14 protein-coding genes are annotated in these 17,478 nt (G+C 69.8%); 2 read left to right on the top strand and 12 right to left on the bottom strand.

Annotation, left to right across the window (positions count from 1 at the left end):
- Positions 1 to 69: 69 nt before the first annotated feature.
- The 3 genes from pip to AC3WRN_RS14025 all read right to left on the bottom strand — a co-directional run bounded on the left by pip (position 70) and on the right by AC3WRN_RS14025 (position 3,425).
- The gene (pip, locus tag AC3WRN_RS14035) at positions 70 to 1,023 is read right to left on the bottom strand and encodes a prolyl aminopeptidase (protein ID WP_492623415.1); all 954 of its coding nucleotides are present in this window, start codon (positions 1,021 to 1,023) and stop codon (positions 70 to 72) included.
- A gap of 108 nt (positions 1,024 to 1,131) precedes the next feature.
- Positions 1,132 to 2,832 carry an acid phosphatase gene (gene acpA, locus AC3WRN_RS14030; protein ID WP_492623414.1) on the bottom strand — a complete coding sequence of 567 codons (1,701 nt, stop codon included), beginning with the start codon at positions 2,830 to 2,832 and terminating at the stop codon, positions 1,132 to 1,134.
- Between the two features lie 83 nt (positions 2,833 to 2,915).
- The gene (locus AC3WRN_RS14025) at positions 2,916 to 3,425 is read right to left on the bottom strand and encodes an Lrp/AsnC family transcriptional regulator (protein ID WP_492623413.1); all 510 of its coding nucleotides are present in this window, start codon (positions 3,423 to 3,425) and stop codon (positions 2,916 to 2,918) included.
- Positions 3,426 to 3,550: 125 nt separating this feature from the next.
- Here AC3WRN_RS14025 and AC3WRN_RS14020 point away from each other — a divergent pair, with 125 nt between their 5' ends.
- Positions 3,551 to 4,471, top strand: coding sequence for a DMT family transporter (locus AC3WRN_RS14020; protein WP_492623412.1), 921 nt, complete (start codon positions 3,551 to 3,553; stop codon positions 4,469 to 4,471).
- Positions 4,472 to 4,523: 52 nt separating this feature from the next.
- Here the strand turns inward: AC3WRN_RS14020 and AC3WRN_RS14015 are convergent, their stop codons facing one another.
- The 7 genes from AC3WRN_RS14015 to AC3WRN_RS13985 all read right to left on the bottom strand — a co-directional run bounded on the left by AC3WRN_RS14015 (position 4,524) and on the right by AC3WRN_RS13985 (position 12,546).
- Positions 4,524 to 5,138, bottom strand: a complete 615-nt coding sequence (locus AC3WRN_RS14015; protein ID WP_492623411.1) for a hypothetical protein — start codon at positions 5,136 to 5,138, stop codon at positions 4,524 to 4,526.
- Positions 5,138 to 5,404, bottom strand: coding sequence for a DUF2249 domain-containing protein (locus tag AC3WRN_RS14010; protein WP_114343220.1), 267 nt, complete (start codon positions 5,402 to 5,404; stop codon positions 5,138 to 5,140). Before AC3WRN_RS14010 ends, AC3WRN_RS14015 begins: the two co-directional genes overlap by 1 nt.
- Before the next feature lie 88 nt (positions 5,405 to 5,492).
- On the bottom strand, positions 5,493 to 6,248 hold the full coding sequence (gene ubiE, locus AC3WRN_RS14005) for a bifunctional demethylmenaquinone methyltransferase/2-methoxy-6-polyprenyl-1,4-benzoquinol methylase UbiE (RefSeq protein ID WP_492623410.1): 756 nt from the start codon (positions 6,246 to 6,248) through the stop codon (positions 5,493 to 5,495).
- Between the two features lie 10 nt (positions 6,249 to 6,258).
- Positions 6,259 to 7,614, bottom strand: a complete 1,356-nt coding sequence (locus AC3WRN_RS14000) for a metal-dependent hydrolase family protein (protein ID WP_492623409.1) — start codon at positions 7,612 to 7,614, stop codon at positions 6,259 to 6,261.
- 157 nt (positions 7,615 to 7,771) lie between these two features.
- Positions 7,772 to 10,405 (bottom strand): glycerol-3-phosphate 1-O-acyltransferase PlsB, encoded by a 2,634-nt coding sequence (gene plsB, locus AC3WRN_RS13995; protein ID WP_492623408.1) that lies wholly within the window; start codon positions 10,403 to 10,405, stop codon positions 7,772 to 7,774.
- Between the two features lie 25 nt (positions 10,406 to 10,430).
- Positions 10,431 to 11,363 (bottom strand): hypothetical protein, encoded by a 933-nt coding sequence (locus AC3WRN_RS13990; RefSeq protein ID WP_068092828.1) that lies wholly within the window; start codon positions 11,361 to 11,363, stop codon positions 10,431 to 10,433.
- Between the two features lie 292 nt (positions 11,364 to 11,655).
- The gene (locus AC3WRN_RS13985; protein ID WP_492623407.1) at positions 11,656 to 12,546 is read right to left on the bottom strand and encodes a 5'-nucleotidase, lipoprotein e(P4) family; all 891 of its coding nucleotides are present in this window, start codon (positions 12,544 to 12,546) and stop codon (positions 11,656 to 11,658) included.
- Positions 12,547 to 12,672: 126 nt separating this feature from the next.
- Here AC3WRN_RS13985 and AC3WRN_RS13980 point away from each other — a divergent pair, with 126 nt between their 5' ends.
- Entirely contained in the window at positions 12,673 to 13,704 is a 1,032-nt protein-coding gene (locus tag AC3WRN_RS13980) for an AI-2E family transporter (protein ID WP_068092831.1), read from the top strand.
- Positions 13,705 to 13,719: 15 nt separating this feature from the next.
- Here AC3WRN_RS13980 and AC3WRN_RS13975 read toward each other — a convergent pair whose 3' ends face one another.
- Together AC3WRN_RS13975 and AC3WRN_RS13970 are read right to left on the bottom strand one after the other, a co-directional pair.
- Complete coding sequence (locus AC3WRN_RS13975; protein ID WP_492623406.1) at positions 13,720 to 15,300, bottom strand: sulfotransferase family protein; 1,581 nt, start codon at positions 15,298 to 15,300, stop codon at positions 13,720 to 13,722.
- Positions 15,301 to 15,381: 81 nt separating this feature from the next.
- Entirely contained in the window at positions 15,382 to 17,379 is a 1,998-nt protein-coding gene (locus AC3WRN_RS13970; RefSeq protein ID WP_492623405.1) for a UvrD-helicase domain-containing protein, read from the bottom strand.
- Positions 17,380 to 17,478: the final 99 nt, after the last annotated feature.

Genomic DNA, 17,478 nt, shown 5'->3' with positions numbered 1-17,478 from the left:
CCGGCCCGATGTTTTCTCCGTTTAATTACCTCCGCCCCTTAAGTTCCACTTAAGTTCCAGTTCCATGCCTCAGCAGTACCGGTCCGCCAGTCGGTCCGTTGCCTGCACCAGTTGGTCCACGATCGCCGGGTCGGCGGCGCTGTGGCCGGCCAGCACCACGTGCAGGCTGGCGCCGGGCCAGGCCTGGCTGAGGTCCCAGGCGCTCTTCACCGGGCAGATGATGTCGTAGCGGCCGTGCACGATGGTGGTGGGGATGTGGCGCAGGCGGCCGATGTCGCGCAGCAGCTGGTCGGGTTCGAGGAAGATGTTGTGGCGGAAGTAGTGCGCCTCCATCACGGCCAGGCTGACCGCCCTGTGCGGGTCCTCGAAATCGCCACCGGCGTCGGGGTCGTGCAGCAGGGTGGTGCTGCCGCCTTCCCACGCGCTCCATGCCTTGGCCGCGGCGAGCCTGGTGGCTTCGTCGTCGCTGGTGAGGCGGCGCCAGTAGGCGTCCAGCATCGAGCTGCGTTCCTGCTCGGGGATGAAGGCGAGGAAGCGTGCCCAGCGCTCGGGGAAGATCTGCGAGGCGCCGCCGTCGACCTCGTTGAACCAGCGCAGCTCCTGCGGCCGGCCCAGGAAGATGCCACGCAGCACCAGCCCCAGCACGCGTTCGGGATGCGTCTGCGCGTAGGCCAGCGCCAGCGTGGAACCCCACGAGCCGCCGAACACCACCCAGCGCTCGATCTCCAGTCGCTCGCGGATCGCCTCGATGTCGGCGACCAGGTGCCAGGTGGTGTTGTCGGTGAGTTCGGCGAACGGGGTGGACTGCCCGGCGCCGCGCTGGTCGAACAGCACGATGCGGTAGCGCGCCGGATCGAAGAAGCGGCGGTGGTAGGCGGACAGGCCCGCGCCCGGGCCGCCGTGCAGGAACACCACCGGCAGGCCGGCGGGGTTGCCGCATTCCTCCACGTACAGGGTGTGGATGGCGTCCACGGCGAGCTGGTGGGTGCGGTACGGCTCGATCTCGGGATACAGCTCGCGCATGGTGGCGATCTCTTGTGGAGTTTCACCCCCTGCGTGCAGGGGGTGAAGGAAGTTGTCCGGGCTGGCGGGGAAGTCGGGAGTACCCCTCCCCGGCGAGCAGGGAGGGAGTCAAATATCGAACTGCAGGGCGGCGGTGAGGTCGCCCGGCGGCGGGCCGCCGGCGGCGATCATCGCCTGCTCGCGCAGGGTGAGGCCGGGCAGTGTCTGCAGGCCGAAGCGGCGCGTGATGAAGCGGGCGATCGAGCCGGTGTCGTAGATGGTGTGGTCGACGAAACCCTTCTTCGCGAACGGCGACACCACCAGCGCGGGGATGCGCGTGCCCGGTCCCCAGCGGTCGCCCTTCGGCGGCGCCACATGGTCCCACCAGCCGCCGTTCTCGTCCACGGTGATCACCACCACGGCGTGTTCCCACAGCGGGCTCCGCTTGAGCGCGTCGATGATGTGCGCGATGTGGCGGTCGCCGGCGGCCACGTCCGAGTAGCCCGCGTGCATGTTGAGGTCGCCCTGCGGCTTGTAGAACGCCACCGGCGGCAGCGTGCCGCTCTCGATGGCGGCGATGAAGCGGTTGCTGGCGGCGCTGTCGCCGGTGCCGCCGTCGCGCAGGTGCTGCGCGCGAGCGGCGGTGCCGGGCGCGAATTGCCGGAAGTAGTTGAACGGCTGGTGGTGGATCTGGAAGTTGGGGCCGTAGGGAAACTGCCCGTGCGCGCCGCGCATGCCGCTGCCGTCCAGCGCCAGCTGCCAGCCGCCGGCGTACCAGGCCCAGTCGATGCCCTGCGCGTCGAGCCGGTCGCCGATGGTGGCGTGGCTCTGCGGCGGCAGCGTGCTGGGGTCGGCCGGATCGGCCAGCAGCGGATGGTGCGGGTCGCGGGTGAGGCCGGGCGCGTAGGGCGGGCCGATCGTGTTCACCGCCCAGAAGTCCGGCGTGAGCACGTTGCGCGAGGCGAACTTCGGCCGGCCCTGCATCGCGCTGGCGGGGGAATCCCCGGCCAGCTTCAGCCGGATGCCGGCGGGATCATCGCCTTCCACCTGCGCGATCTGCTGCCTTGCCGGCCCCTGGTCCGCCTGCGGAAAGAACGGCGGCTGCGCGGTGATCAGGTACTGGTGGTTGAGGAACGAGCCGCCGAAGGCGCCCATGAAGAAGTTGTCGCACAGCGTGTACTGCCGCGCGAGCCGCCACAGCTGCAGGTCCGCCGCGCCCTCGGCGTAGCGGCCCATCACCAGCGCGCCGCTGTCGCCCCAGGCGACGAAGCCGTCGTTGCGGCCGCCGTTGATCTGCAGCTGGTTGTTGTAGAAGTTGTGGATCAGGTCGCGCGTGACCAGTGCCGGCGGCAGCGGCTCGCCCTCCGGCGTGCGCAGCGCGAACGGCGCGTTGGCGAGGTTGCGGATCGCGTCCTCGCCGATCTGGTAGCGGCGGTTGCCCAGTGTCTGTTCGTGCGGCACCAGGCCGTGCCAGATCGGCGGCAGCGTGTCGAGCGGGCGGCCATCGCGGTCGCGCTGGCGGTACTGCTCCGGCGTCAGCGCGGCCAGCGGCCGCTCGAGGCCGGGGAAATCCGCGAACAGGTTGTTGAAGCTGCGGTTCTCCGCGTAGATCACCACCACGTGGCGGACGTGCTCGCGCAGCGCGGCATCCAGCGCGGCTTCCGTGGCGCGACCGGTGCGCGCGGGGCGGCTGCCGGCGGCGATCTGGCAGCCGCCCGCGGCCAGCGCCGCGCCGGCCAGCGCGATGCCGCCGAGCAGCTTGCGGCGGGCGGGATCGGCCGGGGCGTCGGTTTCGGCGTGCGGTGGAGCGGGCGGCAACGGCTTGGTCATGGCGATTCACCTGGGCTGGGCGAATGGAAACGGCACACCGGCAGAAGTATCGCAGCCGTGTGGCAGGCGCGTGGCGGCGCGGCTCAATCGGCGGAGAACTTGCACGCGGCGTCCCACATCGCGCGGTTGATCGCGCGGTTCACGTGGGGCGCCTGCAGCACGATCAGGGTGGTGGTGCTGATGCTGGCGTGGATCTTCAGCAGGCGATCGAGCACGCTTTCCAGGTGGCTGATCGACATCGCCACCACATGCAGCAGGGCGGAATCCTCGCCGGCGAGGCGGCGGCAGTCGAGCACTTCGGGGATGTCCGCCACGATGGGGCCGATGCGCGCGCAGATGCCGCCATCGCAGCGCAGCCGCACCATCGCCTCGATGCGGTAGCCCAGCCGCTTCGGCTCCACCACCGCGCGGTAGCCGGTGATCACGCCGGCTTCCTCCAGCCGCTTCACCCGCTCGGCCACCGCCGGCGCGGACAGCCGCACCTTGCGGCCCAGCTCGGCGTAGCCCAGGCGCGCATCCGCCTGCAGCGCCTCCAGCAGTTGCCAGTCCTTGCCGTCCAGTTCCGGCTTGGCTTCGGTGACTTTCGATTCCATGGCGGAATACCTCGTCGATTGTTTCGATCGCTGGCCAAACGTCAGGAAAGCGATGTGATGCATTATTCCCCGGCGCGGCCGGCAAGACTAGGATGCACACTTCCCCGCCCCTGGAATCCGTCCCCATGGATACCGTTGATCGTCTCGATGGCCGTGCCCTGGCCGGCATCGGGGTCGCCCTGCTCACCTGGTCGTCGGCGTACGCCGCGATCGCCTACGCGCTGCCGGCTTTCACTCCCGGCGAGGTGGCGTTCGCCCGGCTGCTGATCGGCTCGCTGTGTTTCGCCGCGTTGCTGCGGGTGAGGCGCGTGCCGCTGCCGGCGCGGCGCGACTGGCCGCAGCTGGCCCTGCTCGGCGTGCTCGGCCTTACCGTGTACCACCTGTGCCTGAACTACGCCGAGACGCGGATCGCCAGCGGCACCGCCTCGATCCTGATCTCGCTGGTGCCGGCGGCGACCGCGGCGGTATCGGCGTGGTGGCTGGGCGAGCGGCTGGCGCTGCGCACCTGGATCGGCCTGGCGGTGGCGCTGGTCGGCACGGTGCTGGTGGTGCTGGCCAGCGGGCAGCGGGTGGAAGTGGACCCGAAGGCGCTGCTGGTGCTGGTCTGCGTGGCGGTATCGGCGATCTATTTCGTGGGCCAGAAGGAGCTGTTCGCGCGCAACAGCATGCTCGGCGTCACCGCGTTCACCTTCTTCGCCGGCACGCTCGCCGCGCTGCCGTTCGGCTGGCAGCTGCCGCAGGCGCTGGGCACGGCGGCGTGGCCGCGGATCGGCGCGCTGCTGTGGCTGGGCATCGCGCCCACCTTCGTCGGCTACCTGGCCTGGAACATGGCGGTGCACCGCGCCTCCGCGTCGCGGGTCAGCAGCTTCATCTACCTGTCGCCGCCGATCGCGCTGCTGATCGGCTGGCTGTGGCTGCACGAGGTGCCGAACGCGCTGATCCTGGTGGGTGGCGCGGTCACCATCGGCGGCGTGGTGCTGGCGAACGCGCGCCGCCGCGCCGCGCCGGCCGTGGCGCTGGAAGCCTGCAGGCAGGCGCCGCGCTAGCCGATCCGGCAGGAGCCCGCCGGCGGGCTCCTGCCGGATCGGTTCGATCGGATCAGTTCAACCGGGCCAGCCGCAACACCTCGGCGTCGTCGGCGTGTTCCAGCAGCAGGCGCCGCACGCGGTCCTGCCAGGCCTGCGCGAAGGTGGCGCGTTGTTGCGCCGTGGCGGTCGGGTGCAGCGCGACGACCATCAGCTCGCGCAGGTTCGGCGCCGGTGGCACGCGGGACAGGTCCAGGCTCACCGCAACCGTTTCGCCGTTGTCGCGGCGGCTGAACTGCACCGCGTCGGTGGTCGGGGCGGCCGCGAAATCCAGCAGGGACTGCCGCACGAAGCGGCCGCCGATGCCGTGGAAGCCGTTCTCGGCGGCGGCGCCGGTGACCAGGGTCAGCACCTGCGCGATCACGCCGGTGACGCCTTCGTCCGCGGGCGCCGGCATGCGTACCGCGATGCCGCCGCGCTCGGCCGGCTCGCCCGGGTACAAGGCCTGCAGCGCCGTGCGCGCCATCAGCCAGGCGCCGGCCACGGTGGGGCAAGAGTGGCCGGCCAGCCGCACCGCGTCGAGGTAGCTGTATTCCAGCAGGCCGTCCCCGGCGGCGCCGAGGAAGGCGGCCAGCGGGTCGCGCATCGCGATGCGCGGCGCCTGGTCGTAGAACGCGGGATAGTCCATCACTCCCCCGGCAGGCCGGTGATGCCGAAGTCGATCACCACCGCATCGGCGTCGCGCTGGCGATAGTTCACCGTGAGGTGGTCGCCCAGGCGCTCGCGCAGCTGGGCGATCAGCGGGATCGGGTCGTGGTCGTTGACGAAGCGCATCGTCTCGCCCGAGCGCAGCGCGCCGATCGCGCCGAAGATCGCCGAGTGGCGGAAGCGCCGGGCCACCCCGCGCGCGTCGAAGAGGTGCACGTTCTGTTCGGAAACGGTGTCGATGGACATGTGGCGGAACTCGCGGGAAAGGGAGCCCCAACATACGCCGCGCACTCCGGCCGGCCACTGATCTGGGTCAGCCGGACCGGCCGCCGCCTCAGAACTTGTACGCGCGATGGATCGCCACGATGCCGTTGGTGAGGTTGCGCACCTCGACGCGGCCGAAGCCGGCGCGCTCCATCATGCCCTTCAGGGTCGCCTGGTCGGGGTGCTTGCGGATCGACTCGGCCAGGTACTGGTAGCTGTCGGCGTCGCCGGCGAACAGCTGGCCCAGCTTCGGCAGGATCTTGAACGAGTGGAAGTCATAGAGCTTGCCGAACAGCTCGTTCTGCACTTTCGAGAACTCCAGCACCAGGGCGCGGCCGCCGGGCTTCAGCACGCGGCAGATGTCGGCCAGCGCCTTGTCCTTGTCGGTGACGTTGCGCAGGCCGAACGCCATGGTCACCGCGTCGAAGCTGTTGTCCGGGAATGGCAGCGCCTCGGCGTTGAGCTGGGCCCAGCGCAGCCCGCCGACCAGGCCGCGGTCGGTCAGGCGGTCGCGGCCCACGCCGAGCATCGCCGCGTTGATGTCGCCCACCACCACCTCGCCCTCGTCGCCGACCACCGGTTTCATCAGCGCGGCGATGTCGCCGGTGCCGCCGGCCAGGTCCAGCACGCGGTCGCCGCGGCGAACGCCGCTGACCGCCACGAAATGGCGCTTCCACAGCCGGTGGATGCCGAACGACATCAGGTCGTTCATCAGGTCGTAGCTGCGCGCGACCGAGGTGAAGACCTGGCCGACCAGTTTCTGCTTATCGCCCACCGGCACGTCGCGGAAGCCGAAGTGGGTGGTTTTGGATTGCGGATCGTTCATGGGCGCCATGCTACAGCGTCGGCTTGCCGCCGTCCTTGTAGACGACGCCGTCCTTCATCACGAAGCTGACGCGCTGCATCGCGGTGATGTCGTCCAGCGGGTTGCCCGGCACGGCGATCACATCGGCGCGCCGGCCCGCGGCGATCTGCCCCAGTTCGTCCTGCTTGTGCAGCAATTCGGCGGCGTGCGTGGTGGCGGCCTGCAGCACGAACATCGGTGGCATGCCGGCCTGCACCATGTAGACGAATTCCTTTGCGTTCTCGCCGTGCGGATAGACCCCGGCATCGGTGCCGAACGCGATCTTCACGCCGGCCTTGTAGGCCTTGCCGGCGGTGGCCAGGATGATCGGCCCGACCTGTTCCGCCTTGGCCGCGACCTGCGGCGGATACCAGCCTTCCTTCGCCTTCTCCTCGACGAACTTGCCGGCGGTGATGGTCGGCACATACCAGGTGCCGTGCTCCTTCATCAGCTTCATGTCCGCGTCGCTCATGAAGGTGCCGTGCTCGATCGAGTCGACGCCGCCGAGCACAGCCCGGCGGATGGCCTCGGCGCCGTGCGCGTGCGCGGCCACGGTGAAGCCGTAGTCGTGCGCGGCGGCAACCACGGCCTTGATCTCGTCCAGGGTCATCTGCGCGTTTTCGGCGCTGCTGCTTTCGTCGAGCACGCCGCCGGAAGGCATGATCTTGATCAGGTCGGCGCCGTCCTTGTAGTGCTGGCGCACCGCTTTCCAGGCGTCTTCGGGCGAGTTGATGATGCCGTCCTTCGGGCCGGGGTTGCCGGCCAGGTCCGCACGGTAACCGTTGGTGGGGTCGGCATGGCCGCCGGTGCTGCCGACGGGCTGGCCGGCGCTGAAGATGCGCGGCCCCGGCACGATGCCGGTGTTGATCGCGTTGCGCAGCGCGATGGATTCGTTGTGCTCGTCGCCGAGATTGCGCACGCTGGTGAAACCGGCCAGCAGCGTGCGTCTGGCGTAGACCGTGCTGCGGATCGCATAGTCCGCCGGATCGAGGCGGAACTTGTCGCTGTAGGTGGAGCGGCTGAACTCCATGGTCAGGTGGGTGTGGCTGTCGATCAGGCCGGGCAGGCAGGTCGAATCGGGCAGGTCGATGTACTGGAACGAGCCGCTTGCCGCGCTGGCCTCCTTCCGGTACGGCTCGACGTCCACGGCGCCGGCGTGCAGCTCCCGGATCCGCTCGCCATCGACCACCACGCTGGTCTCGCCGAGCATCCTGCCGGCGGCGGTGTCGAGCAGGCGCGCGCAATGCAGCACGCGGACGTCGTGGCGGGCCGCGGTGTCGGCGGCCGAGGCGCCGACCGGCAGCGACAGCAGGGCGGCAGCGAGGGCAAGGACGCGGCGTGCGGCCATGGGCAAGGGTTCCGGACTGGGGTGGCGGCCATCTTAGAGCCTGCCCGAGGCCTCCGGATACCCTGCGCCGGCTTCCGGGCACGGGCCGGCCGGCGTCACGCGAGGGTTCGGCGGCGGCTCCGTCCGCACGTGGTCGACGCCGGGCGGCGTTGCCGCCTCATTCCCGCGTGGCCGGGTCGGCCGCTGCCCCGGTGCCGCCCGACGCCTGGTGCAGGTGGTGCTCGGCCGCGACGTGGCGCTCGTGCAACGCGGCGTCGTCGCTGTCGGCGGGGACGTGGGCGGGCTGGTCCGCCATGGGTTCCCGGTCGCCGCCGGGGGTGATCTTCAGGATCGAGTGGCGCACTTCGCGCGAGAGGATCACCCGTGCGTCGCGCACCATGCCTTCCAGCGCGGCGTCGTAGTCGAGCCTGCCGTCGTCGTCGGTCCACACCACGCGGCGCTCGCGCAGCTTCTGGATGAAGCCGCGGAACAGCGCCTTGTCGAAGAACTCCGGCGCGGACAGCTCGTTGAGCAGGGACAGCCGCTGCGCGGTGAGCGTGCAGGCGTTCTCCAGCTCCGCGCCGGTCATCGTGTGCGGGCCGTTCTTGGCCAGCGCGGCGATGGTGATGTAGTAGCGCTCGAACGCCTGGATCAGGCTGCGCGCGATCACCTTGAGCTGGAAGGCGCCGTCGTCCTGGCCCGGGCTGCGCTCGAGCACGCGGCCGTCGCTGACCGATTCGAGCAGGCCGCGACGCACGAAGAAGTCGATGGTCGCCTGCATCTGCGCGGCGAAGCCCTCGGTATCCCACGGCAGGAACAGCTCGCCCTGGATGAACGGATAGATGATCCGGCCCAGCCGCAGGATCGAGGAACGCGACATGCGCCGGTTGTTGAGGAAGCAGCAGGCGACCCACGCGGCGGTGGCGGTGAGGTGCAGCACGTTGTTGCGGAAGTAGCTGAGCAGCACCGCGCGCTCGCCGGTGGCGGTGAGCACGTCGCCGAGCGGGTGCTGCACGCGCTGGATCCAGCCCATCTGCTCGCCGTAGGCGATGATCGCGGCCGGGCCCATCGGGGTCAGCGTGACGCGATCGGAATACGGCAGCTCCTCCAGCATCGCCTTGCCCAGCTCGAGCTGGGTCAGCAGGTCGCTCTCGGCCATCGCGTGCTTCGGCGTGGCGAGCAGGGCCAGCGCCAGCAGGTTGATCGGGTTGACGTCGGCGGCGCGGTTGATGTTGATCTGGATCTGCTCGGCGAGGCGGTCGGTGACCGCGTTCAGCCACTCCGGTTTCGCCTCGGGGTCGGTGGTGGCGGCGCGCCAGTCGGCGCTGGCGGCGTCCAGCAGCGGGGTCAGCTCGATCGGCTCGCCGAAATTCAGCGCCACGTGGCCGTAGCGCTGGCGCAGCACCTTGAGGCCCTTGAGCAGGCCGAGCAGGGATTCCTTCTCCTTCGGCTGGCCGCTCAGCTCGCCGATGTAGCTCTTGCCCTCCATCAGCTTCTCGTAGCCGATGTACACCGGTTGGAACAGCACCGGCCGGCGCGGCGCGCGCAGGAACGCGCGCACCGTCATCACCAGCATGCCGGCGCGCGGCGCCAGCAGGCGGCCGGTGCGCGAACGGCCGCCCTCGATGAAGTACTCCATCGGCACGCCGCGGTCGATCAGCTGCGCCACGTATTCGTTGAACACCACCGAGTACAGCGCGTTGCCCTTGAAGCTGCGGCGCAGGAAGAATGCGCCGCCGCGGCGCAGCACCGGCCCGATCACCGGCAGGTTGAGGTTCACGCCCGCGGCGATGTGCGGCACCACCACGCCGGAGACGTGCAGCTGGTAACTCATCAGCAGGTAGTCGGCGTGGCTGCGGTGGCAGGGCACGTAGATCACCTCGTGGCCGGGCGCGGCGGCGCGGGCCTTGTCGAAGTGGTGCATGGCGATGCCGTCGTACAGCTTGTTCCAGAAGTTGGAGAGCAGGAACGAGGCCGAGCGCACCACCGGGTGCGAATAGTCGGCGGCGATCTCCAGCACCAGCTTGTGCGCCTTGCGCCAGGCCTTGGCGTGGCTGATCTTTTCCTTGGCCGCGCTGGCGGCGATCGCGGCGCGCACCGGCTCGGCGTTCAGCACCGCATCGACCACCGTGCGCCGGTGCGACAGGTCCGGCCCGATCACCGCGGCGCGGATGCGGTGGAAATGCGCGCGCATCACCCGCGCGACCTTGCGCGCGAAACGTTCCGGGGCGATCGTGCCGGCCTCGTCCAGCATCTGGCGCAGCGACACCGGCGTGGAGAAGTGCACCACCGTGTCGCGCCCGTTCAGCAGCAGCGCCAGCATGCGGCGGAAGCGGCCCACCATCACCCAGTTTTCCGAGAACAGCACGCGGAACCAGCCGCTGTCGCGGCTGGGCGCACGGCCGACGTAAATCGACACCGGCATGATCTGGATATCGTGCCCGGGCATGCCTTCCAGCGAACGCACCAGCTGCCGCAGCGGCTCGTTGGGGTTGCGCCGGCGGTTGCGGCCGAACAGCCAGCCGTCGCGCCGGGCCAGCGCGAATACCGAGCGCCGGCGGCGGGTGCCGGCCAGCGGCTGCATCGGGTTGGGCAGGCCGGCTTCGCGGCAGGCACGCTGCAGGATCAGCGCGTCGGAGAAGCCGTCCCGCTCGATCACGTAGCAGACCGGGACGCCGGCCTGCAGCAAGGTGGTGGGCTCGGCCGGATCGCGGCGGATGCGCACCCACGGCTGCAGCAGCTGGCCGGCCAGGGTGAACCACCAGGGCGCGCGCTGGCGGGCAGGGGAGTCCGCGGTGCTGTTCGTTGGCATCGGTCTATTCTAATGGCCGCGATGTTCAGTCTTTCGTTACGCCGGCGGCCGCGCTGGCTGCGCGGGCGGGCGCGCCGGCGGCTTCCTGCAGCCGGCGCCGGTGCGACTGGCGCGCGCTGTTCAGCAGATCCTCGCTGTACCAGCGGCCGTTTTCCTGCACCAGGGTCGACTCGGTCGACAGCGGCTTGCCGAGCAGGGTGTAGTCGATCCGCACCACCGCGCGGCCGTTGCCGGCGGACACCGGGCTGAGCCGGATCGAGTCCAGCGTGCCGTCCACCGACAGCCCGTAGATCGCCAGCAACTGCTTGAGGCCGCCATAGGCGGTGGCGTACCTGGCCATCGAGGCGTCGAAGTCCATCGTGCGCAGTTGCTCGGGGCTTTTCAGGTCGAGCTTGCGCGTGGTGGTCACCGCCACCCGGATCGCCTGCTTCGCCCTGGCCTGGTCGAACCACGGCGTCTGCTGTGCCCACGGCAGCAGCACGTCCAGCGCGCCGTTGACCTGGTTCTTCCGCGCCGCGCTCAGGGTCGGGTTCTGCGCCAGGCCGTTCTTCACCAGCGCCTCGCCGATGCTGATCAGTACCGGCAGCTGGTCCTTGTACTGCTGCTCCATCGCGGCCAGTTTCGGCTGCAGTTCGGCGTACAGCTTGTTCTCCGCGTCCGGTTCGGTGAGCTTGCGCACCGTCTCGTCGAAGCGGGCGCGGTCCTCGGCGGTGGCCGGTTCCGGCACCTGCTGCTGGCGGCTCCAGTCGGCGCGCATGTCGGCGTAGTCGGCCGGCGGCAGCGCGTGTTTCCACAGCCCCTGGAAGTCGCCGGCCTTGAACAGGTCGATCGAGGTCCGCAGCGCCGCCTCCGGGGAGCCGCCGCCCGGCTGGGCGTCGTCGTCCCTGCCGTGGCACGCGCCCAGCAACAGCGCGGCGAGCAGCGGCAACAGGACGTGGCGCAGGGAGGGGAGTTGCATGGGCGGGTTCTCACGGTGTGGCGGCGGACGCGCCGCCCGGCCGAGGTGAGCGCGCAGGGTAAGGGCCGTGGCAGCCCCGAAACAAGGTCGCAGCGCAAATTTTTGCGAATTCCCAAAAGAAAACCCCGTGGGCGTTGGGCCTCACGGGGAAATCCGGCAGAGCCGGAGGGAAATGGCCATGCCTGCGAAGATTCTGGTCAGCAGGTGTTGGCGGACGAAATATTACCCGCTCGTTAAAGCTGAGGCAATACTTTTTATTTACATTGTAATTTATTGTTTTACATGATGAAAATCATTCGGTGCGCAGTGCATCGAGCTTTTGCTGGCGCCGCTGCCCGGGCGACAGGCTCCAGTCGTTGTTGAACAGTGCCGGTTCCCACGAACCGTAGGTGGGGTTGGGCAGCACGAACCAGCGGGTACCGATCCACGGCAGGTAGTCGGCGACCGCCTTGCGGCGACCGTCGGCGGTGTTGGCGAGGATGTCCACGAAATCGCCGATCTGGTCGCCGAACTGCATCAGCACGCGGTAGTGCCGCGCGACCAGCTGGCGGCGGCAGCCCTTCTCGCTGCCGGCCTGCTCGCAGTCTTCCACCACGGTGCCCAGGCCGAGGAAGGCCTGCGGGCCGCTGACCGGCAGCCCCGCCTTGCGCAGGTTGGCCAGGGTGGCCTGGTCCAGGTCCTTGGCCCGGTTGGAGATGTAGATCACCGCGATGCCGTGCTTTGCCGCGAACTGGGTGAATTCGACCGCGCCGGGCAACGCCTTGGCACGCTCTTCCCGGCACCAGGCCGCCCATTCGGCTTCGTTGTATTCGCTGCCGCTGCGCACGCCCCGTGCCGCGAACGGCGAGTTGTCCAGCACGGTCTCGTCGACGTCCAGGATCACCGCCGGCTTCAGGCCCGCGAGCGGCGTGGTGCGGTCGCCCTTGCCCAGGGCGTCCCAGTGCCTGTCGCGCAGCGCGGCCAGCAGTTGCGCCTGCGCATCGCGGAAGGTCTGCAGGTAGATCAGGTCGTGCTCGATCGCGGTCTGGCTCCACGCCACGGCGTTGAGGTTGTCGTTGGCGGCGACCGTCGCCGGTGCGGCCGGCGACGCGGCCGGCAGCACTGCCGCCGGTGGGCGCGGCGTGGTGGCGCAGCCGGCCAGCAGGGCGAGGGCGAGCAGGATGGCGGGCAAGCGGAGTGGCATGCGGTAATCCTTGGCGGGAAGCGGGGCGGAACGATGAATGAAGTTTACGACAGCGCCGTGGCAGGGCTGGCAGCGGTGGCGGGCTGCTGACAGACTGGCGGCCCCTTGCCTACGGTTCCGTTCCGCATGGATTCCCCCCTGCCCGCCTTGCGCAAGTCCTCGTCGGTGATCCGCTACGCCAGCTACCTGCTGGCGGCGGCCGTGTTGCTGCTGGTCGTCAGGATCCACCTGTTGCCGGCGCTGCTGGCCGGCCTGCTGGTGTTCGAGCTGGTGCAGGCGATGGTCCCGCTGCTGGGCCGGCGCATCCCCGGCGACCGCGCGCGGGTGGTGGTGGTGGCGGTGCTGGGCGCGATCGTGGTGGGCCTGCTGCTGCTGCTGATCCTCGGCGCGATCAGCCTGTACCGGCACGAGATCGGCAACCCGCAGCTGCTCTGGCAGGAGCAGCTGATGCCGCTGGTGGAGAAGGCGCGCCAGCAACTGCCGCCGGCGCTGGTGGACAACCTGCCCGACAGCGTGGACGACCTGCGCGTGGGGGCGATCGAACTGGCCCGCAAGCACGCCGATACGCTGCAGCTGGCGGGCAAGGGCGCGGTGCGGGTGTTCGTGCACATCATCATCGGCCTGGTGCTGGGCGCGATCGTGGCGCTGAGCCGCACCCGCCCGGCGCACCAGATGGGCCCGCTGGCGGCGGCGCTGAGCCTGCGCTGCCAGCGGCTGGCCGACGCGTTCCACAATATCGTGTTCGCGCAGATCAAGATTTCGCTGATCAACACCGCATTCACCGCGGTATTCCTGCTCGGATTGCTGCCGCTGATGGGTATCCACGTGCCGCTGGCCAAGACCCTGGTGGTGGTGACCTTCGTGGCCGGCCTGCTGCCGGTGATCGGCAACCTGATCTCCAACACGGCGATCACGGTGGCCGGCATGTCGGTGTCGCTGGGCGTGGGCGTCGCCGCGCTGGCGTTCCTGGTCCTGATCCACAAGCTCGAATACTTCCTCAACGCGCGCATCGTCGGCACCCAGATCCGCGCCCGCGCCTGGGAGCTGCTGGTCGCCATGCTGCTGATGGAAGCCGCGTTCGGCCTGCCCGGCGTGATCGCCGCGCCGATCTACTACGCGTACCTGAAGAGCGAGCTGGAGGCGGAGAAGCTGATCTGAGCCACGGGCGGCGGTTCAGTCCCGCCACGCGATGCCGGCCTCGCCGAGCAGTTGCCGCAGCGCGCGCAGCTGCGGCTCGTAGTGTTTCCAGCGGCCGACCGCGGTGCGGTAGACCGGCGCACGCACCTGCCAGGCGTTGGGCGTGTTGACCGGTGCGGCGTTGCTCTCGGGATGCAGGCAGGCGTCGTTCCAGGGCAGGCCGCAGAATGCCAGCAGCTGGCGCGCAGCCGCCTCGGGCGTTTCCACCAGCGATTCGTAGGGCAGCTCCAGGATGCGTCCGGGCAGCACCTTGCGCCAGTGCGCCATCAGGCGGTCGAACTGGAGGTAATACCGGCCGGTGTCGAGCAGGTCGTAGGAGTAGTCGTAGTAGGGCGATTCCCGGTCGAAGAAGTGGCGGAAGTTGCCGAGGCAGGTGTCCAGCGGGTCGCGGCGCAGGCAGACGATCTTCGCGTTCGGCAGCGCGCGGGCGATGAAGCCGGCATACAGGAAATTGTGCGGCAGCTTGTCGATGAAACGCGGCCGCTCCGCCGTGGCGGGCCGGGTGCTGGCGAGGTAGCTTGCGCCGAGCTGTCGCCAGTCGATGGCGCGCATGCGGGTGGCGAGGTCCGGGTCGAACAGCAGCGGCCGCCGGCCGCCCGCCACTTGCTGCAGCGTCGCCGGGAAGTTCTGCAGCTCGCCCGCGGCGTACACGTCCGGATGGCTGGAAAGGATGCGCTCCAGCAGCGTCGTGCCCGTGCGCGGCATGCCGATGACGAAGATCGGCTCGTGGGTGGGATCGCCTTCGGCCGCCCCGTCGTGCGTGGTGGGAAAGGTGCGCACCAGGGCATCGAACATCGCCTCGTCGTGCCCGGCCGAATAGGGACGCAGGCTGCGTACCGCCGCGTTGCCGCGCACGAGGTGTTCGAAGGCCTGCAGGTAGTCGGCGGTGTCGTCGTACTCCTTGGCCAGCGCCAGGTTGAGGTAGATCCGCGCGCCGATATCGTTGCCGTATTGCGCCAGCAGCGACCGCATCCGTTCGAGGTGGTTGCCGGTCGGTGTCTGCCGCCGCAACTGGGCCAGGGTCAGGTGCGCCTTCCAGTAGCCCGGTTCGAGCCGCAGGCCGGTTTCCAGCTCGCGCTCGGCGCCGTCGCTGTCGCCCAGGGCCGTCAGCGCGTGGGCGAGATGGAAGCGGGCAGCGGCCTGCCCGGGCATGAGCGCCACGGCGCGGCGGAACACCGCCGCCGCCTGCGCGAAGGCCTGGACCTGGGCGTAGACCACGCCCAGCGCCTCCAGCGTCATCGGGTCAGCGGGCGAGCAGCCCATGGCCTCGTCGGCCACCAGCCGCGCTTCCCGCATCCGCCGCACGAGCACCAGCGCCTTCGCGTACTGCGCGAGGAAGTCGGCGCGGCCGGGTTCCAGCCGGGTGGCGCCGCGCAGGTGATCGAGCGCCAGCGGCAGCTCCTGCATCTGCATGCAGGCCACGCCGGCCATGAAATGCACCACCGGGTCGTGCGGCAGGACTGGCAGGAGTTGCGCCGCACGCTGCCGCACCCGCGGCCAGTCGTTCTGGTTGAACGCGTCGATGAGCCTGGCATAGACCCGGGTCGGGTCGGTCATGGGAACCCCCTGGCGCCGGAAGGCATGCGCAGCCGGCTGTCGTGGCGGGAACTGGAAAGCATTTGCCCCCGGGCCGTCAACTCAGCCGCCCGCCAGCATCGCCTTGATCCGCGCCATGTGCGACTCGGCGGTTTCGCGGGTCACTTCCTTGTCCGCCTCCGGGTCCTTGCCCTGCCAGTGCAGGTCGGCTTGCGGCAGCTCGTGCAGGAAGCGGCTGGGCTGGTTGCGGTGGACCTCGCCGTAGCGTTTCGTCTGCGCCGACCAGGACAGCGTGAGCAGCTCCTTGGCGCGGGTGATGCCGACGTACATCAGCCGGCGCTCCTCGTCGACGCGGCCTTCGTCCAGCGCGCCCTCGTGCGGCAGCGTGCCGTCCTCGCAGCCGACGATGAAGACGAAGCGGAATTCCAGCCCCTTGGCGGCGTGCAGGGTCATCATGCGCACCGCGTTGCCCGGCTCGTCGCGGTCGGCGTGGCTGAGCAGGGCCAGCTGCGAGGCGAGGTCGCCGGCGCTGTTGCCGCCGGACGTATTCGAATTTTTCTGCATCGCGCGGAACCAGTCGGCCAGCTCGCGCAGGTTGCCCAGCTTGCGCTCGCGCACGGTTGCGTCGGGCGTGCCGGTGGCGATCTGCGCGGCGTAGCCGGTGCGTTTCAGGATCAGCTCGACCAGGTCGGCGGCGCTCTCGTGCAGCGAGGCACTGCGCAGTTCGTCCAGCAGGTTCGCGAACGAGGCCAGCGCAGCGGCGGGGCGTGGAGTGAGCTGGCGCAGCACGCCGTCGCTGCGGGTGGCGTCGAGCAGGGACGAGTGGCGCGACTGGGCGATCTGGCCCAGCTTCTCCAGCGTGGTGGCGCCGATCTCGCGCTTCGGCACGTTGACCACGCGCAGGAACGCGGCGTCGTCGCTGGGGTTGGTCAGCAGGCGCAGGTAGCACAGCAGGTCCTTCACCTCGGCGCGGTCGAGGAAGGAGAGCGCGCCGGTGAGGTGGTACGGAATCCGCGCCAGGCGCAGCGCCTTCTCCAGCGGCCGCGCCTGGAAGTTCCCGCGGTACAGGATCGCCATGTCGTCCCAGCGCGCCTTGTGCTTCTCGGCCAGCGTGGTGGCGATCGCGGCAATGCGTTCGGCCTCGTGCTCGGCCTCCTTGCATTCGAGCACGCGGATCGGCGCGCCTTCCGGGTGCTCGCTCCACAGCTTCTTTTCGTGGCTGTGCGGGTTGTTGGCGATCAGCGCGTTCGCCGCGCGCAGGATGCGCCGGCCGCAGCGGTAGTTCTGCTCCAGCTTGATCACGCGCAGGTTCGTCCAGTCGCGGCCGAGCTGGTCGATGTTCTCGGGATTGGCGCCGCGCCAGGCGTAGATGCTCTGGTCGTCGTCGCCCACGCAGGTGATGCCGCCGCGCTCGCCGGCCAGCGCCTTGAGCAGGCGGTACTGCGCGTCGTTGGTGTCCTGGTACTCGTCCACCAGCAGGTAGCGCAGGCGCTCGCGCCAGGCGTCGCGGCATTCGGCATCGGATTCCAGGATGCGCAGCGGCAGCCGGATCAGGTCGTCGAAATCCACTGCGTTGAACGCGGCGAGGCGCTGCTGGTACAGGTCGTAGATCGTCGCCGCCTCCAGTTCGCGCGGGCCGCGCGCGGCGGCCAGCGCTTCCTCCGGCGAGAGGCCGCCGTTCTTCGCGCGGCTGAGCAGGTTGCGGATGCCGAACAGCACGTCGGGCTTGGCGCCTTTCGGTGCCAGCTCCTTGACGATGCCGCCGCTGTCGTCCGCGTCCAGCACCGAGAAACCGCGGCGCAGCCCGGCGTGCGCGTGCTCGATCTGCAGGAACTTCAGTCCCAGCGCGTGGAACGTGCTCACCGTGAGTGCGGCGGCGTCCTCGCTGCTGACCAGCTTCGCCACGCGCTCGCGCATCTCGCGCGCGGCCTTGTTGGTGAAGGTGATCGCGGCGATCTTCGATGGCGCCAGCTTGCGGCGCTGGATCAGGTAGGCGATCTTCTGGGTGATCACGCTGGTCTTGCCGGAACCGGCGCCCGCCAGCACCAGCAGCGGGCTGTCGCAATGTTCGACGGCGGCCAGTTGTTGTGGATTGAGCATGGACCGAGTGAGGCGTGAGGCGGCGGCCGATGGTAGCAGAGCGCTGCTGGCGCACCCGCCGGCTTCGGCCATAATCGGCCGCACGGCAGTCGGCGGGGA

This window comes from Rhodanobacter sp. FW101-FHT13A11 (assembly GCF_058790335.1).
This window is presented reverse-complemented; position numbering and strand designations above follow the sequence as displayed.

Bases quoted from the DNA above. Each gene is read 5' to 3' on its own strand.
- AC3WRN_RS13980 (WP_068092831.1), top strand. From the start codon at position 12,673: ATGGATTCCCCCCTGCCCGCCTTGCGCAAGTCCTCGTCGGTGATCCGC.
- acpA (WP_492623414.1), bottom strand. From the start codon at position 2,832: ATGACCAAGCCGTTGCCGCCCGCTCCACCGCACGCCGAAACCGACGCC.
- AC3WRN_RS13985 (WP_492623407.1), bottom strand. From the start codon at position 12,546: ATGCCACTCCGCTTGCCCGCCATCCTGCTCGCCCTCGCCCTGCTGGCC.
- AC3WRN_RS13990 (WP_068092828.1), bottom strand. From the start codon at position 11,363: ATGCAACTCCCCTCCCTGCGCCACGTCCTGTTGCCGCTGCTCGCCGCG.
- AC3WRN_RS14000 (WP_492623409.1), bottom strand. From the start codon at position 7,614: ATGGCCGCACGCCGCGTCCTTGCCCTCGCTGCCGCCCTGCTGTCGCTG.
- pip (WP_492623415.1), bottom strand. From the start codon at position 1,023: ATGCGCGAGCTGTATCCCGAGATCGAGCCGTACCGCACCCACCAGCTC.
- AC3WRN_RS14025 (WP_492623413.1), bottom strand. From the start codon at position 3,425: ATGGAATCGAAAGTCACCGAAGCCAAGCCGGAACTGGACGGCAAGGAC.
- AC3WRN_RS13975 (WP_492623406.1), bottom strand. From the start codon at position 15,300: ATGACCGACCCGACCCGGGTCTATGCCAGGCTCATCGACGCGTTCAAC.
- ubiE (WP_492623410.1), bottom strand. From the start codon at position 6,248: ATGAACGATCCGCAATCCAAAACCACCCACTTCGGCTTCCGCGACGTG.
- AC3WRN_RS14010 (WP_114343220.1), bottom strand. From the start codon at position 5,404: ATGTCCATCGACACCGTTTCCGAACAGAACGTGCACCTCTTCGACGCG.
- AC3WRN_RS13970 (WP_492623405.1), bottom strand. From the start codon at position 17,379: ATGCTCAATCCACAACAACTGGCCGCCGTCGAACATTGCGACAGCCCG.
- AC3WRN_RS14015 (WP_492623411.1), bottom strand. From the start codon at position 5,138: ATGGACTATCCCGCGTTCTACGACCAGGCGCCGCGCATCGCGATGCGC.
- AC3WRN_RS14020 (WP_492623412.1), top strand. From the start codon at position 3,551: ATGGATACCGTTGATCGTCTCGATGGCCGTGCCCTGGCCGGCATCGGG.
- plsB (WP_492623408.1), bottom strand. From the start codon at position 10,405: ATGCCAACGAACAGCACCGCGGACTCCCCTGCCCGCCAGCGCGCGCCC.